At 46.3% G+C, this 15617-nt stretch carries 17 protein-coding genes and 1 pseudogene; 5 read left to right on the forward strand and 13 right to left on the reverse strand.

What is annotated here, in order from left to right; translation table 11 throughout:
• Positions 1-82: 82 nt before the first annotated feature.
• The 13 genes and pseudogenes from cobB to dsrA all read right to left on the reverse strand — a co-directional run bounded on the left by cobB (position 83) and on the right by dsrA (position 12345).
• Positions 83-1444, reverse strand: a complete 1362-nt coding sequence (gene cobB, locus GXP22_09695; protein NOX09739.1) for a hydrogenobyrinic acid a,c-diamide synthase (glutamine-hydrolyzing) — start codon at positions 1442-1444, stop codon at positions 83-85.
• A 35-nt stretch (positions 1445-1479) separates the two neighbouring features.
• Entirely contained in the window at positions 1480-2697 is a 1218-nt protein-coding gene (gene nrfD / locus GXP22_09700; GenBank protein ID NOX09740.1) for a polysulfide reductase NrfD, read from the reverse strand.
• A 41-nt stretch (positions 2698-2738) separates the two neighbouring features.
• A complete protein-coding gene (locus tag GXP22_09705) occupies positions 2739-3497 on the reverse strand; it encodes a 4Fe-4S dicluster domain-containing protein (GenBank protein ID NOX09741.1) in 759 nt (252 codons plus the stop codon).
• A 137-nt stretch (positions 3498-3634) separates the two neighbouring features.
• Positions 3635-3964, reverse strand: a pseudogene (locus tag GXP22_09710) (sulfur reduction protein DsrJ).
• A 48-nt stretch (positions 3965-4012) separates the two neighbouring features.
• Positions 4013-5968, reverse strand: a complete 1956-nt coding sequence (locus GXP22_09715; protein ID NOX09742.1) for an NAD(P)-binding protein — start codon at positions 5966-5968, stop codon at positions 4013-4015.
• A 43-nt stretch (positions 5969-6011) separates the two neighbouring features.
• Positions 6012-7499, reverse strand: coding sequence for a (Fe-S)-binding protein (locus GXP22_09720; protein NOX09743.1), 1488 nt, complete (start codon positions 7497-7499; stop codon positions 6012-6014).
• 104 nt (positions 7500-7603) lie between these two features.
• Complete coding sequence (locus GXP22_09725; GenBank protein NOX09744.1) at positions 7604-8323, reverse strand: nitrate reductase; 720 nt, start codon at positions 8321-8323, stop codon at positions 7604-7606.
• 86 nt (positions 8324-8409) lie between these two features.
• Complete coding sequence (locus GXP22_09730; protein ID NOX09745.1) at positions 8410-8742, reverse strand: TusE/DsrC/DsvC family sulfur relay protein; 333 nt, start codon at positions 8740-8742, stop codon at positions 8410-8412.
• A 34-nt stretch (positions 8743-8776) separates the two neighbouring features.
• A complete protein-coding gene (gene dsrH / locus GXP22_09735; protein NOX09746.1) occupies positions 8777-9079 on the reverse strand; it encodes a sulfurtransferase complex subunit TusB in 303 nt (100 codons plus the stop codon).
• Positions 9080-9096: 17 nt separating this feature from the next.
• Complete coding sequence (gene tusC, locus GXP22_09740; GenBank protein NOX09747.1) at positions 9097-9504, reverse strand: sulfurtransferase complex subunit TusC; 408 nt, start codon at positions 9502-9504, stop codon at positions 9097-9099.
• Between the two features lie 11 nt (positions 9505-9515).
• Positions 9516-9908, reverse strand: coding sequence for a sulfurtransferase complex subunit TusD (gene tusD, locus GXP22_09745; protein NOX09748.1), 393 nt, complete (start codon positions 9906-9908; stop codon positions 9516-9518).
• 20 nt (positions 9909-9928) lie between these two features.
• Positions 9929-11005 (reverse strand): dissimilatory-type sulfite reductase subunit beta, encoded by a 1077-nt coding sequence (gene dsrB / locus GXP22_09750; protein ID NOX09749.1) that lies wholly within the window; start codon positions 11003-11005, stop codon positions 9929-9931.
• Between the two features lie 77 nt (positions 11006-11082).
• Complete coding sequence (dsrA, locus tag GXP22_09755) at positions 11083-12345, reverse strand: dissimilatory-type sulfite reductase subunit alpha (GenBank protein NOX09750.1); 1263 nt, start codon at positions 12343-12345, stop codon at positions 11083-11085.
• Positions 12346-12822: 477 nt separating this feature from the next.
• Between dsrA and GXP22_09760 the strand changes: the two genes are divergently transcribed.
• From GXP22_09760 to GXP22_09780, 5 genes are all read left to right on the forward strand, one after another.
• On the forward strand, positions 12823-13719 hold the full coding sequence (locus GXP22_09760) for a TauD/TfdA family dioxygenase (GenBank protein NOX09751.1): 897 nt from the start codon (positions 12823-12825) through the stop codon (positions 13717-13719).
• A gap of 20 nt (positions 13720-13739) precedes the next feature.
• Positions 13740-13928 (forward strand): sulfur relay protein DsrC, encoded by a 189-nt coding sequence (locus GXP22_09765; GenBank protein NOX09752.1) that lies wholly within the window; start codon positions 13740-13742, stop codon positions 13926-13928.
• A gap of 111 nt (positions 13929-14039) precedes the next feature.
• Complete coding sequence (gene cas6 / locus GXP22_09770; protein NOX09753.1) at positions 14040-14762, forward strand: type I-MYXAN CRISPR-associated protein Cas6/Cmx6; 723 nt, start codon at positions 14040-14042, stop codon at positions 14760-14762.
• A 109-nt stretch (positions 14763-14871) separates the two neighbouring features.
• Entirely contained in the window at positions 14872-15192 is a 321-nt protein-coding gene (locus GXP22_09775) for a TusE/DsrC/DsvC family sulfur relay protein (GenBank protein ID NOX09754.1), read from the forward strand.
• 127 nt (positions 15193-15319) lie between these two features.
• A complete protein-coding gene (locus GXP22_09780) occupies positions 15320-15523 on the forward strand; it encodes a hypothetical protein (GenBank protein ID NOX09755.1) in 204 nt (67 codons plus the stop codon).
• Positions 15524-15617 lie beyond the last annotated feature (94 nt).

The raw sequence follows: 15617 nt of genomic DNA on the forward strand, positions 1-15617 counted from the left end.
CGTTTCTTTATGTTGATGGTATGTTGAACTTCCATCATGGCGCATTACGACGCCGTATTAAAGGGGGGAGGAGACCATCTCATCACCCTACTACAAAACGCAGGAATTTCTCAATCCATGGGTTGTTTGATGTGTTGCGTTGGTGTGCGTAGCAAGCCAGGGTGTTTTTGTAAATGATTCCATCCTGACGACCATTAATGCCGTGACCACGTTTGATTTGATAGGCATAATCCAGTGTCTCATCGATATTCTTCAGGCTGGAGTAGTGAAACTCATGGGCGTTAATTATGTTATTGTCCTGAATACCCCATGGATGCTGTTGTGTCGCCTGTAGCTGTATATAACCACGTCCCTGGGGGATATTATTCATAATGGTATCAGCCGGAATGATGCCGACCATATCAGCTTTTTTACCCTGCCATTCAAGGCTGCGAGTCAGATATATCAGACCACCACATTCGGCGTAACAGGGCATGCCTGCATCTAATGCCTGATAGACCGCTGAACGTATGGATTGATTGGATGCCAGTGCCTCCATATAGACCTCGGGAAAGCCACCACCGATAAACAAGGCATCAATCTCCGGCAGTTTATTATCTGTGAGTGCATTAATCGCTATGATCTCGGCACCTGCTTGTCGAAAGGTTTCCAGATCATCGGGGTAATAAAAACCGAAGGCTGCATCCTGTATTACACCAATCTTCAGGGGGGGCGATAACTTGAAAGCAGGTGGGCTTTTCCAACATGGGGCAGGTAGTGGCGATGCCTTTTGCGCAATCTCAATGATGGCATCAAGATCAACCTGTGTGCTGATCTTTTCCGCAATATAATGGATCTTTGCTATAACTTCGTGAGCCTCATTACTGGGTACCAGTCCGAGGTGTCTTTCTGATATTTCCAATTCAGGGTCATTGTATACCGCACCGAGTACCGGGATATCCGTATAGCGTGTCATGACGGCGCGTAATTTTTCTTCATGTCGTTTGCCTCCGACACGGTTGAGAATGACACCGGCGATTTCTATGTCGGGATCAAAGGACTGATAACCCAGTACCAATGGGGCAATACCACGGGTAATACCCTTGCTGTCAATAACCAGGATAACGGGTGTATGGGTCAATTTTGCTAGTGCGGCATTGCTGTCTGAGCCCTCGGGGTCGAGTCCATCATACAACCCCTTGTTGCCCTCGATAATAGCGATGTCAGCTGGATTCATCACCTGCACAATATTGGCAACGATCTCATCTTGTTGCATGGTGTAGAAATCAAGGTTAAGGCATGAAGACTGACTGGCTCGACCGAGCCACATCGGATCAATGTAATCGGGGCCTTTTTTGAATGCCTGTACTTTGATGTTGCGTGCAACGATAGCTGCACATAGACCAATGCTAATCGTGGTCTTGCCAGATGATTTATGTGCTGCCGAGATCAGGACGCGAGACATGGAATGTCCTGTTCCAGGCATGAATGAAATAAGATTTAGTCGATCACGACATGTTGAGGATCGGCAACCTCATCGCTCAGATCTTCAGGCAGAAAATCCAGGATCTTGACGGCAAGGGCAACAGCAATCATGGCGACAGCAATACCACCGATACCGAGTATGAACTCTGGCAGACTCGGACTATAGCTATTAATAACACCATCAAAGAAGGAACTGCTGACTTCCATGCCAGGGAACAGAACCAGTGGGAATGCCTGTCCACCAATAATGGTGACATACATCTGTACCAGTCCACCAAGAATAATCATGACCGATGCGGTTGCAATCATTGGACGGGATTTACCCAGGCAAGGGTGGAACAGGATAGCCAGTGGTATGAGTCCACCAATCAATACCTGCCCGATCCAGAATAGTTGAGTATAGATGCCGCCGTCTCTAAGGATGAAGGCCTCATAGCCATGATGTTCTGTGGCATAGAGATTGGTCAGGTGGAAAGTGACGACAAAAAAGAGTGCGGCAGCGACAAAGATACCCATCAGGTTCTTGATGCGAGAGATCATCGCGTCACCTAAAGGACGACCGGTGTAGTGGCTTGAGGTCATCAGTACTAACAGGAAGATAGCCTTGCCATAGGCGAATGACATGACGATAAACATCGGTGCCATAATGGCGGCATCATAGCCCTGACGTGCCACCAGGAAACCAAAGATGGAACCGGTACCGGTTGTTAGGGTCAGACGCCAGGCAAAGGCTGAAAAACCAGCGATTTTATTATATTTTGCCATGCTCTTATCCATCATGGTCCACAGATAAGCACCGACAACCACCAGGAAGCCATTATAGAGGATGATGTTCCAGGCAAAGATAGATTTGAAATTATAGGTGGTCATGGCAACGATCAGACGATCAGGTCGCCCCAGATCGAGTACCAGTACGGTTAGACCGCCAATGAGCAGACATATTGCCAATAGACCGGATAAGGGTGCCAGTGGCTTATATTCTTTTTTACCAAACACTGAACCGATGGAAGCAATGTTCAGGGCACCGGAGGCGGCAACAATCAGGAATACAGCGAAGACATGCGGTAGACCCCATGCAATCTGGTTGTTCATCCCGGTAACCCAGTGCCCGTTATGCTCCATAAACCAGGTTGCACCCAGTGCAGATAGTATCATGGTACCAAGCAGGATAATTAATCCGTAGTAGGCCGGTGAATCGCCTTCAATAGCTCGAAAATGTATTTTCTGTTTCATTGTTTGATAATCCAATGTAAAAATTACTGGTCAGATATTTTCTAGATACCCTGATAACGAACGCCTGGATTAAGTCCAAGGTCTGCGCGAATACGGGTACCACCATGTTGTGCCAGTTGACGTGATATTTCACTGTTCGGGTTTTTAAGATCACCGAATATGATGGCACCTTCAGCTTCGTCAGCACAGGCCTCAACACAGGCCGGTTGTCGATCATTGTCCACACGCACAACACACAGGTTGCAACTCTCAACCGTGCCCTTGCCACGTGGTGTATCAGGTTTCTGGTTATGCAAGTCTTCATGGACGAAGGAACGTGCCTTGTAAGGGCAGGCCATCATGCAGTAGCGACAACCAATACAGATGTGTTTGTCAACCAGGACGATACCATCTTCACGCTTGAAGGAGGCACCGGTAGGGCAGACATCGACACAGGGCGGGTTTTCACAATGCTGGCACATCAGAGGCAGCGTGGTGACATGACTGGTTTCAGTATCACGTATCGTCACCTTGCGAATCCACTGCGCATCAATCTTGGCATTATCCGGGCGATCTGAATGGGTACTGTTATCCAGCCCATGTTCATCTGAACAGGCAGTGATACAAGCGGTACAGTCTTTAGCACACTTATTGGTATCAATCAGTAGACCCCAACGAACCGAGTCATTGACTTCCTGGTCATTCGGTTTTGCCTGCGCCACCTGACTCAACATAACACCGGGCGCAATGCTCAGTGCGGCAACTGTTGAGGCATTACCTAGAAATTGTCGTCTGGATTGATTTGTCGTTTCTTTGCTCATGCTTAATTTCCACTGGCACTAATGGACTGAATGGTCGTCTTGCCAAATTTGACAATTCTGTCTTTCAGGCTTGAAGGCTGGTTTACATGTGAAGAGGGTAGCTTATGGTATTTATCATCGTTAGCCGGGCGATCAGTATGACATTGGAAGCAGTCAATCTTTACCGCAGCGTAGGTATGGCAGCTATTACAAAAGTGCTCCGAGCTATCGATGCGTGCGTAGCTACCATCCTTGCGTTTCGGGTTATGACATTCAATACAGCCCTTTAAGCTGAATTTTTCCCCGCGTATACCTTCGCGCATGGTTTCATCCCTCTCATGCAGGAGATAATCCATGTGGTGTTTACGCATATCCTCTGTTGGTGCCACACACTTTGTCTCGCCTTCTTTTGCCGCAGGTATCTTTGGCAAAAATTTGGAGCCAGCTTGAACTTGCAGGCTAAAACCCGATAGCAAAAGAGTGACTATGAACAGACGCATTATATTTTGCATACGCTTCATCATTATTCCTCAGACCTATTCGCCCAGTGCCATATCAATATAACCGGTAGGACACACATCAGAGCAGATATGACAACCAATACACTTATTGTAATCAGTCGCGACATAGCGACCTAAGGTTGCCTCATTCTTCTTGACGCGATAGACGGCATCCTGTGGGCAGAATATGACACAGTTATCACATTCGAAACACATACCACAGCTCATGCAGCGACCCGCTTCTTCAACCGCTTGTTCGTCACCCAGTGAGACCATGCGTTCCTTGAAGTTACCCAGAACCACATCGGAATCAACCATGATTTCTTCGCGTTTAACACGTTCGGTATAGCCAAAATGACCAAGGAACAATTTGTCAGATTTAATCACTTCTTGCTTGGAACGATCTTCGTAGTTGTGAATGGCAAATTTCTTTTCAGAGGTGCCTCTAGTCAGACCAGCGATATATTCCTCGGGTGAAAGATCAGCTTCACGCAGCTTGCTCAGCAGATTGAAGTGATGCTTGTCAACCTTGGGGCGTTTGCTCAGTTCAGCGTTCTGGAAGTAATGTTCAATACTTTCAGCGGCAACCGATGCTTGTCCAATAGCGGTTGTTAGCAGGTGAGGACGAACAATATCACCGGCAACAAAATGACCTTCACGACCGGTTACCTGGAAATGCTGGTCGGCATTAATAAAGCCATGACCATTATCCATATCCTCAACACCGGCAAGATCACCACTTTGACCAATGGCAGAAACAATCAGGTCAGCCTCAATGATGTATTCCTTACCGCCTTCAGTTGCAACAGGCACATTCTTTTCCAAGGTGCAGTCAACCAGCTTCAATGCGGTCGCACGACCATTGGCATCCTTGATGATCTCAACAGGCATGACTTCATTCATGATGACGACACCTTCATGCAGGGCATCTTTCACTTCGTGCTCGGCAGCCGTCATGTCTTCCTGTTTGAACAGGGCAGTCAGGACAACGCTGTCACAGGCCTTCTTGGCAGCAGCATCAATATCACCGTGAGTGATTGCACCGGTTACAGAATCTTCCGGGCTCTCATTATAATCATTCAATGTGCCAATACGACGGGCAACAGATACGACATCAATCGAGGTATCACCACCACCCACACAGAGGATCTTATTCGCTGTGTACTTCATGTCACCCTTGTTGAACTGTTCAAGAAATTCAACGGCGGAGACACAGTTAGGCGTTTCGTTCCAGCTATCAACAAACAGACCACGACCATTTTTACAACCTAATGCCCATAATACCGCATCAAATTCTTTATCAATATCGTCCATGCTGATGTCTTTACCAACACGGGTGTTCATGCGTGTTTCAATGCCGCCCATGTCGATAATGCGTTGGCATTCACCATTCAGGAAGTCACGCGGTGTACGATAGCCAGGGATGCCATAACGCATCATGCCACCTAATTCAGCGTGATCATCAAAGATAGTGGATGCAATGCCTTTACGACGCAGCTGATAAGCCGCAGTCATACCCGCTGGACCACCACCGATGATAGCGACCTTTTTGCCGGTCATTTCAGCACTGTTATCAAACTTCAGGCCTTCAGTAAAGGCCGTGTCACCAATGTATTGCTCAATAGAATTAATACCGACGAAATCTTCAACATCATTACGGTTACAACCGTCCTGACAAGGTGCCGGGCAAACACGTCCCATCATGGATGGGAACGGGTTAGCGTTGGTTGAACGACGGAAGGCGTATTCCTGCATGGAAACACCTTCAGGCGGTATTTCGATGCCGCGTACGATGTCCAGCCAGCCACGAATATCTTCACCTGAGGGGCAGCTGCCCTGACAAGGTGGAGTACGGTGTACATAGGTAGGGCACTTATGTGACCAACCGGCACTGAAGATATTATCAGTGTATGAATCGTATTGATCATCACCCGCTTCGTATTTGGTGAACGTTAAATGCTTTTTCTGCATCTCATCGCTGGAAGTCGCCATGTTTATGCTCCTGTAAAACAGAATTATTTAATTCAGTTAAAAATTAATCTTCAGTAGATTCTTCGTTTTCTTCATCGTGATTCTCGCCTTCAACGGGAGCATCACTCATAATAAGCGCATTACTAACTAACTGATGGACACTGACCATCTGATCCATTTGGAAGCCGTAATAGGGTAGTACCTTGCTGAACTGGCTCTTACAGATGGCACAGATTGCTGCCATATGTGTGATGCCGTATTCATTGGTAGCATGTTGTAATGCTTGCATACGTGGATAGACGCCTTTAAGACGAATTTCCAACAAGTCATCAGTGAGCAGACCACCGCCACCACCACAACAGAAGGTGGCTTCACCAATGGTATCCTTTTCCATATCGTGAAAATTATTACAACAAGCTTTGATAACCGCTCGTGGTATGGTGAATTGACCACCCGGTTTGTCTCCCATACGTGTGGCACGAGCCACATTACAGGAGTCATGGAAGGTCAATACCATGTCATCATTTTTCGTTTTGTCGAATTTGAGCGTGCCGTCTTCAATCAAATCATTAGTCAATTCACAGATGTGCTGTGGTATCGGGTAATTCTGATCAAGGAAGTCAAATGGCCCCGCCAGGGTATTCAGGAAACTGTAGGCAATACGCCAGGCATGACCACACTCACCAAAGACGATACGTTTTACGCCAAGATCCTGTGCCGCCTTACGAATACGCATGGAAACCTTCTGCATGTTTTCGTAACTACCGATAAACATACCAAAGTTACCTGCTTCACTGGCGTGTGAACTCAGGGTCCAGTTCAGTCCGGCCTCATGAAATACCTTGGCATAGCCAATTAGACCATCAATATGAGGTTCGGCAAAGAAGTCAGCAGAAGGGGTTACCAGCAGGATGTCGGCACCTTTCTTGTCGAGAGGGAACTTGACCGGGATACCGGTATCTTCTTCAACATCTTCTTCCAGACCTTCTAGCGTGTTGGCCAATGCGGGTTGAGGCAAACCAAGGTTATTACCAATGGTGTAGACCTTGCCGATGATCTCGTTACAGTATTTTTGTCCCTTACCAATATGATCCAGGATCTCACGCGCGGCCATGGATACCTCGGCGGTATCAATGCCATAAGGGCAGAAGACAGAACAACGACGACACTGGGAACATTGGTGGAAATAACTATACCATTCGTCGACCACTTCTTCTGTCAGGTCAACGGCACCAACCAGTTTAGGGAAATATTTACCAGCAAAGGTAAAGTAACGACGATAGACCTTGCGCAGCAGATCCTGACGTGCCACAGGCATGTTCTTAGGATCTGCCGTGCCAAGAAAGTAATGGCATTTATCGGTACAGGCACCGCATTTTACACAAGAGTCCATGAACACCTGGAAACCACGATAGCGATTTAATAGATCGCCCATTTTATCAATGGCAGCGTCCTTCCAGCCATCAATCAAGGCACCTTTTTCTTCCGCTCCGGGGAATCCTAGATTATTTTGAAACTCTTTTTTGGCAAGGAAGGGTGCGCTATGAGCCATAGCACCTTCTTTCAACTTGGGAGTAACAAAATATTCCCTGATTTCCGGTAGTTCGAATTCGATCTTTTTGGCCACTTTTATAGTTCCTTCAGATAGACAGCGATTTAGCGCTTGTTATCCAGTTCAGCTGCCCATGGGGCAAGATGACGTTTTTCACGCGGGTTATCCACCTGGTTACGTGTCGGGCTAAAAAATATACCGGGCACATGTAACAGCTTGCTGATCGGGAAGATAAACATCAGTGTAATAACCAGAGCCAGATGGACGAGTAAAATACTGTCATCAGGCAATGTTTGAATGTTGAATGTTAACAAGCCAAGGAAGTAGGCCTTGACCAGAACAATGTCGACATGTGAAACAAACTTCATCATGACACCAGTGCCGGCAATCGACAGCAGTAATAATAGCATCAGGTGGTCAGATGGGGAGCTGATGTAACGAATACGTTCGACAAATAGTCGTCTAAACCAGAGACCACCCAGACCGGCCAACATACCGAATGCGGCATATTTTCCGAATGGTTGTACCAGATCAACCCAAAACCATACGGGATCTGTGAAATAACGAAAATGACGCAACAGAACCAGCAACATGGCAAAATGAAAAATGTAACCTAATGCCCAAATCCATTTATTGGCTTTGAAAAGACTTTTAAAGAGAACGACTTCCTGAGCCATTCTCACGACAACGCCTGCTTGAGTTACAGGAGCAGGTGTTGTTGGAATCTTTAGAGGGGCGGGAGTGCGCGCATATTTTTGAATACGCATTGCTAAACCACCAATCAGTACGGCAGTCGCAGCGTAAAACAGTAACGCATAAATCATACTTACAGATAGCACCGTCAGAGCCTCCGGATGTAAAAGATAGGGGGGCTAAAAAAGGCCCCCCTGGATATCATCTGATATGTGTTTTATACACAACCAGTTGGCTTAGGTAAACCAGCATACTTACATGCCTGTTTAGCTGGGCCGTATGGGAACAATTCATACAAGTATTTGCTGTTGCCCTTGTCCTTGCCCAGTTTCTTGCCAATAGCCTTGGTCAGAACGCGAACAGCAGGTGCAATCTGGTATTCTTCGTAGTATTCACGCAGGAAGTTGATTACTTCCCAATGACTGTCAGATAGTTCACAGTCATCAGCCACTGCCATTGCAGCACCAATTTCAGCATTCCACTGACTTAAATCTTCCAGATAACCTTCTTCATCGGTCTCGTAGGTCTTGCCACTTACTTCAATTGTCATTTTCAGGACTCCTTATAAATAGTATTTAATATGTTTATAACCAGGATTGAACAACCTCATGCTGTGCAACCAGTTCTACAAAGCCTTCGTAATCGACAGTTTTGATGCCGTTGATTAATTTGTCTTCGTTAAGACCGCGAGCATTGAAATCAGGTCCAAGTACGTAGAATGTAATACCTTCCATTGCCTTGCTGATATCATCAGCAACGGATGTATTTTGTGTTGCTGCTAAAACACCATCTTCGATCAGCAGGATTGAGCTGCCGCTCTTTGCCATGCTGATGCAGGACTTGAGCGTGCAACGCTCGAAAGGTGATTTATTTACCGTGTGTAACATCGCCATTTTATATTCCTCTAGAAACTCAGTACGACATCTTGTTCGTCGAACAAGTCGGCCATTTCGGCGCGGCTTATTAAACGGATAGAATCTTTTTCATTCCAGTCGTCATCTTCATCTTCCCAGACCAGGTGTTGTAGATCATCAAGTGTCAAACCACGTTCTTCCAGAGAGTCCTTGTCAATGTAGATCTTGCTGACTTCATAATCGCCAAGGGCGGTATATGTCTTGGAAAAGTTTTTCATACCAATGGCATCCGTTGCCTGTCCCTTGGTTAATTGATAAACACCGTCATCAACAAAGGCCAGGCTGACATCCTGGTCAAATGCTGCACCGATCAGTACAACCTCGAGAGATTCAAGGGCGTAGACCGTGCCATAAGGTGCCTTGCGATTAACATACATGAATTTTTTTACTTCAGACATTATATTTTCTCCTAATCGCCAAAAGTAATGATGCGATCAGCAATAATGCCCGCTTCAATTAGTTGTCCCAGACCGGAAATACGGAACCCGGGGGCAATATTGAAGCAAGGTTTACCCTGACGCTTCGCTTCATTTTCATCCAATATGCCACGGCGCTGAGCAGCAGCAATACACACAACCATATCCAGGTCGTGAATCTTGGCCAGTTCAGACCATAGTGCGGTAATGTTTCTATCATCCTGAGGTGGGATAGCAAGACTAGTCGCATTATTCACGCCATCGTGGTAGAAAAAGATACGAAAGATATCGTAGCCTTTTTCCAGCGCAGCTTTGGCAAATTGATAGGCCGAATCAGCGGCTTGATGCTGATAAGGGCCTTCGTTTATCACGATTGCAAATTTCATTGTTTCTTCCATCTACTTTATTAGAAGCGGATATGAGTAGAGGCATTTAGACTGTTACGTGCGCCTCTCCAGTTATCCACATGATACTTGGTGAATGGCAGACCGGTTACCTCAAAGAAACGAGGCCAGCCAATGCGTTCAATCCAATCATTGATGCGCTCCCAATCCTTCGCGCCTTCCTTGTATTGAGCAAGGATGTTCTTGACGATAGCCGTTGCTTCAGGCCAGCGAGGTGGATTATTCGGGATACCAGCGGCAACCAGCTTCTGGAAGGTTGGCTTGCTACGGGCGTTGGAGTGATTACCACCCACCCAGATAGCTAACTGAGAGTATTCAGCATCATTAATCTGCATTGGAGGGCAAGGTGGGAAACAGGCACCACAACAGATACATTTCTTCTCGTCGACTTCCAGTGAAGGTTTGCCATCAACCATGGCAGGGCGAATAGCCGCTACCGGGCAACGAGCAACAACCGATGGACGCTCACAGACATTACCCACCTTGGTGTGGTCGATGCGAGGTGGTTTGGTGTGCTGGATGTTAATTGCAATATCACCTTGACCACCACAGTTAATCTGACAACAAGAAGTCGTGATATGAACACGGTTAGGCATGTTGCAGTTACGGAACTCATCAATCAGCTCATCCATCATGGACTTAACAACACCGGATGCATCAGTACCCGGGATGTCACAGTGCAACCAGCCCTGTGTATGAGAGATCATGGCAACAGAGTTAGCGGTACCACCAACAATATAACCGTTGCCTTCCAGTTCATCAATGAGTGGCTGAACGCGATCTTCTTCAGTCACCATGAACTCAATGTTACTACGCAGAGTAAAGTGGATGTAACCGTCTGCATGTGACTTGGCAATGCCAGTCAGTTTACGCAGAGTAAAGAGATCCAGAATACGCTGTGTACCTGCTTTAACAGTCCAGATGGTGTCGCCGCTATGTGCAACGTGACGCAGTACGCCTGGACGTGGATGATCGTGCCATTTCCAGCGACCATAATTCTTACGCATCATAGGATGCATGTACTGGAAGCCATCTGGACAACCGGATTCGATTGGTGGACGCATTTCAACCTGTGCCATGGTTTTCTCCTGAGTATTACTTATTCATTGTGTGCCCGAACAGCCATTCGGGCACTTGATATAGGTTATTGAACGGTTTAGCTAGCCTGTTTGGCTTCGCGTTGACGAGCAAACCATTTTTCTGCTTCTTCGTCCCAGCCATCCATACGAACATAGGAACACTGACGTGGGCTAGAGATCATGTTTGGATCAACGTCAACGCCGATGCCTTCGATGAAGTTAACCAGACCGATACGTTCGATCATTTCACCACAACGCTCATGTTCCAGACCATTTTCAGCCCAGAAGTCGATGATCTCTTCAGCCATCTCAACGATACGTTCATAATCTTCTTCGGTTTCCAGTTTCATGAATGGAACCAGAACGGTACCCATCAGGTCACCAATCTTCAGTGTGCGCTTACCACCGATCAGGATAGTCACGCCCTTATCGTTACCAGGAGTAAGAGCCTTTGGCATAACATTCAGGCAATGCATACAACGTACACAGTTACTGTTGTCAACGGTCAGAGTGTCATCGTCATTCAGAGTCAGGGCAGCCGTTGGGCAACGTGAAGTCACGTTGTCGATAACGTGCTCACGACCCTTTGCTTTCACATAGGCCTTAACTTCATCCTGATCAACGATCATTTCATCACGCCAGGTGCCAATAACAGCAAAGTCGGCACGTTCGATAGCATTCTGACAATCATTAGGACAACCAGAAACCTTGAACTTGAATTTATAAGGTAGAGCAGGACGATGCACATCATCGGTGAAGTTATTCATCAGGTGACGATGAATCGCATGCTCACTGGCACAGGACTGTTCGCAACGAGCAGCACCGACACAGGACATACCGGTACGCACACATGGGCCCGCACCACCAAGATCCCAACCGTAGTCGTTAATCTCGTCGAAGAAATGCTGGAACTGCTTATTATCAGTACCAATGAACATAATGTTACCGGTCTGACCGTGGAAGGTTACCAGACCAGAACCGTATTTTTCCCAGCTATCAGCTAACTGCTCTAGCATGTCAGCGGTATAGAAGTTGCCAGCGGGTGGCTGCACACGAATGGTGTGGAATTCCTTGGATTCAGGGAAGCTTGAAGCCACTTCAGAAAAACGAGGGATAATACCGCCACCATAACCGAACACGCTGATGGTACCGCCTTTCCAGTAGCCCTTGCGGGTTTCGTATGAGTGCTCTAGCTGACCAAGGAGACCATTGGTCATGCTGCGGATCTCATCTTTTGGATGATTGTCACGCAGATTCTTGATGCCGGTAATAAAACTAGGCCATGGACCGTTTTCCAGTTCATCTAGCATGGGGGTATCGTAATGCTTGTTGTCAGCCATTGCTGTCTCCTTTGGAGTGGCGATTTATGTGTTCATTCGATTATATCTTTGTTAAAAATATAATCACCTAAATTCTATGCCCACGAAGTCTATGTGTGAGAGGGCGTGTAGGATACCCTACTCATGGGATGTTTGGAAGCCTGTTAGTTATCCCAAAAGAGATAGCTGGAGACCTCTTTTTCCCCATAAAAGCCTGTGATATATTCTCTAAGCCATTGAATTATAATTTATTAACCTGATATCCAAAGGGTATATAGAGGTTAATGATTTTTATCACTTAATGACAAAATATTTTTGCATATATCGTACAGACATAGAATTACCCGCAACAATAGCCTGATTTTGTCGATGAATACCGGCAGGATTTTTGTGGGTTTATGATTAAAGTGCATGCTATGGTAGGAAGCATATTTAGGTAGGGTGCGTACTACGCACCAGGTAGTGTGTCGTACTACGCACCAGCCAGGAATGAAACCCATGCAAAAAAATACCGCCCTCAATCCCTTCGATCTGGATGATAATCAAGCCTACTGTACCTGGCGGGAACAAAAATTGGCGAATTATCCTGTGCAGGCCAGTGAGCTCATTGTTAATGTGGAAGATCCATTTCATCTCAGCGTCGATGAGAAAACGGCACTTCACCGGGCTTGTCGACGAGCTAATATGGCGATTTATGATTTTGGATCGGATCTATCGACCGACAAGGTACAGATTAAGACGTTAGGCCAGCAGATGGGGTTAGAGCGTCTGGATGGTAATCTTTGTTCCGATAGCGACCAGATTAGTTCTTTGCATGTTGTGGAGCAGGGTCGTCATGCCGGTTATATACCTTATACCAATAGGCCCATACAGTGGCATACCGATGGTTATTACAATAAATCGGATGAGCAGATCAGAGGAATGATTCTGCATTGTGTGCATGCAGCAGAGGCGGGTGGCGAGAATGCTCTGCTGGATCATGAGATAGCCTATATATTGTTGCGTGATGAAAATCCGGCCTTTATCAAGGCCTTGATGCAGCCTGATGTTATGACGATCCCGGCAAATATTGAAAATGGGGTGGAGATTCGAGCGGCACAGAGTGGCCCGGTCTTTTCAGTTGATCTCTCGGGCAATCTACATATGCGTTACACCGCCCGCACGCGTTCCATTGAATGGAAGCAGGATAGCTTGACGCAGTCAGCAGTAAAATGCCTGCGTGACTTGTTATTTGGGGAATCACCCCACATATATCACTTGAGGCTTATATCCGGGCAGGGGCTGATCTGTAATAATGTATTGCATAATCGTGCGACGTTTAGCGATGGTGATGATCCCCTGCAGCAGCGAATGCTTTATCGAGCACGGTATTTTGATCGGATTCAGGCAATTTAATCAGTAGTGGGGTGTGCAGTATGTTGGCAATTAGTGAGGTCTTGTTACAGGAACATGATATCGAGACCTTTGATGCGTTTTTGAAAATTGTGCGTGAACGGGCGCAAGCGGGCGAGGTGTTTCTGCAGATTGATGTGAAGCCGCCTTATGGTGATACTCCTGAGGATTGGGAAGAAAGGGTTGAAGCGGCGTTTTACTCGACTCGATAGAAAGGGTGCGTATCACGCACCATGGTTTTGATGGATTCCCGCCTGCGCGGGAATGACAGAGGTAGGGTGCGTATCACGCACCATGTTGTAATGTACAACCCGAGGTTCCCTATGTATTGGCAAGAAGATAAACCTAAAAAAGAAGCAGGAATATCCAGGGATATTCTGGATGTGGTGTTTTCTATTCGTTGTCGTTGTCTGGCACTGGATCATGCCTATGATCTATCGCAGGCGCTGACGCAGGCCTTACCCTGGTTGCATGATGAAGAATTAGCCGGTATTCACCTGATTCATGGTGCTGAGTCGGGTAATGGTTGGGTGCGACCGGAGGATGTTACCAATGAATTACTGCATCTATCCCGACGCACGCGTATGACCTTGCGTATCCCTGAGAGACGATTGCCGGATATCGCTGAATTAAATGGCAAAACACTGGATATTGGCGGTTATACTCTGGAGGTCAGAGATTTTAATGTGCATGAGTTGAGTATCTTGCCGACTATGTTTGCACGTTATGTTGAGAGTGATCCTAATATAGATGAGGATGATTTTATGCAAGAAGCGGCAGCAGAGATCCAGGCGATGGGGGTGCAGGTGAAAAAGATGATGTGTGGTAAGACACACAGCTTTCGTAGTCCTAAGCGGGATATCTTTACCCGTAGTCTGATGCTGGCGGATTTAACCCCGGACGAATCAATCTTGTTGCAACAAAAAGGGTTGGGTACAGGCCGAAAGATGGGTTATGGCCTGTTTATAGCGCATCGTGGAATTAAGGCGGTGAAGGATATGGATGAAGAGTTGGCAGGGAGTCAAGCAGCCGCCGCCAAGGTATAGGTAGGGTGCGTACTACGCACCAATATATTTTTTGCTGGAAAATAGCAGAATAATTGAATATAATTTGCACCAGTAAATTTGAGTGTAGAGAATTTAGAGGAGATTAAGCATGTCTTTAGACGGTGTAGCACGTACTGAAAATGGTTATTTGGAAAACACAGAAGACTGGAATGAAGAAATAGCAGCAGCATTATTTGTAGAAGAAGAAATTGATCCTACTCCTGAACATTGGGATATCGTGCGGTATGTTCGTGAAGAAATGCTGAATGGTGATGAGCCAAACGAGCGTAGCATTATGAAAAAGATGGGTAAGCTTTGGGGTCGTAAAGTGACTTCTAAGGAAATGTACGAAATGTTTCCAGGCATGCCATCCAAGCAAGGTTTGAAGATTGGTGGTTGCCCACAGAGCACGCGTAAGGGCGGTTATTAATCGGTTTTTAGATGAAAACAATCTTTATTGCCCATTAGAGATATAGCACTGTATAATGGAACCTTATATAGTCCTTACCAGAAAAATGGTTTATACAGTTTAGCAAGAGATATGCGGAGACACTGACATGAGTGAAAAAACAGATTTAATCAACAAGATGCTGGAAATGCAGAAGAAGTTTATCGCCTATGAACAGGAAAATGGCGTAGCAATGTCCGATTACTACGATGCCCCTGAAGGCCATGTGTTGAATGGCTATCGTCAGGAATATAAGGATATCGCAGCACAAGTGCTTAATATTGCTCATGGTGAGAAGGGTTCTCAGCGTTAGATAAATACCGGGGACAGACCCCAATAAAATAAGAATAATAGGGGACAGACCCCAATAAAATAAGGGCAGACCATTAGGTCTGCCCTTATTTTAT

Source organism: Gammaproteobacteria bacterium, assembly GCA_013151035.1.
Classification (GTDB): domain Bacteria; phylum Pseudomonadota; class Gammaproteobacteria; order JAADJB01; family JAADJB01; genus JAADJB01.

Bases quoted from the DNA above. Each gene is read 5' to 3' on its own strand.
- cobB (NOX09739.1), bottom strand. From the start codon at position 1,444: ATGTCTCGCGTCCTGATCTCGGCAGCACATAAATCATCTGGCAAGACC.
- nrfD (NOX09740.1), bottom strand. From the start codon at position 2,697: ATGAAACAGAAAATACATTTTCGAGCTATTGAAGGCGATTCACCGGCC.
- GXP22_09705 (NOX09741.1), bottom strand. From the start codon at position 3,497: ATGAGCAAAGAAACGACAAATCAATCCAGACGACAATTTCTAGGTAAT.
- GXP22_09715 (NOX09742.1), bottom strand. From the start codon at position 5,968: ATGGCGACTTCCAGCGATGAGATGCAGAAAAAGCATTTAACGTTCACC.
- GXP22_09720 (NOX09743.1), bottom strand. From the start codon at position 7,499: ATGGCTCATAGCGCACCCTTCCTTGCCAAAAAAGAGTTTCAAAATAAT.
- GXP22_09725 (NOX09744.1), bottom strand. From the start codon at position 8,323: ATGATTTATGCGTTACTGTTTTACGCTGCGACTGCCGTACTGATTGGT.
- GXP22_09730 (NOX09745.1), bottom strand. From the start codon at position 8,742: ATGACAATTGAAGTAAGTGGCAAGACCTACGAGACCGATGAAGAAGGT.
- dsrH (NOX09746.1), bottom strand. From the start codon at position 9,079: ATGTTACACACGGTAAATAAATCACCTTTCGAGCGTTGCACGCTCAAG.
- tusC (NOX09747.1), bottom strand. From the start codon at position 9,504: ATGTCTGAAGTAAAAAAATTCATGTATGTTAATCGCAAGGCACCTTAT.
- tusD (NOX09748.1), bottom strand. From the start codon at position 9,908: ATGAAATTTGCAATCGTGATAAACGAAGGCCCTTATCAGCATCAAGCC.
- dsrB (NOX09749.1), bottom strand. From the start codon at position 11,005: ATGGCACAGGTTGAAATGCGTCCACCAATCGAATCCGGTTGTCCAGAT.
- dsrA (NOX09750.1), bottom strand. From the start codon at position 12,345: ATGGCTGACAACAAGCATTACGATACCCCCATGCTAGATGAACTGGAA.
- GXP22_09760 (NOX09751.1), top strand. From the start codon at position 12,823: ATGCAAAAAAATACCGCCCTCAATCCCTTCGATCTGGATGATAATCAA.
- GXP22_09765 (NOX09752.1), top strand. From the start codon at position 13,740: ATGTTGGCAATTAGTGAGGTCTTGTTACAGGAACATGATATCGAGACC.
- cas6 (NOX09753.1), top strand. From the start codon at position 14,040: ATGTATTGGCAAGAAGATAAACCTAAAAAAGAAGCAGGAATATCCAGG.
- GXP22_09775 (NOX09754.1), top strand. From the start codon at position 14,872: ATGTCTTTAGACGGTGTAGCACGTACTGAAAATGGTTATTTGGAAAAC.
- GXP22_09780 (NOX09755.1), top strand. From the start codon at position 15,320: ATGAGTGAAAAAACAGATTTAATCAACAAGATGCTGGAAATGCAGAAG.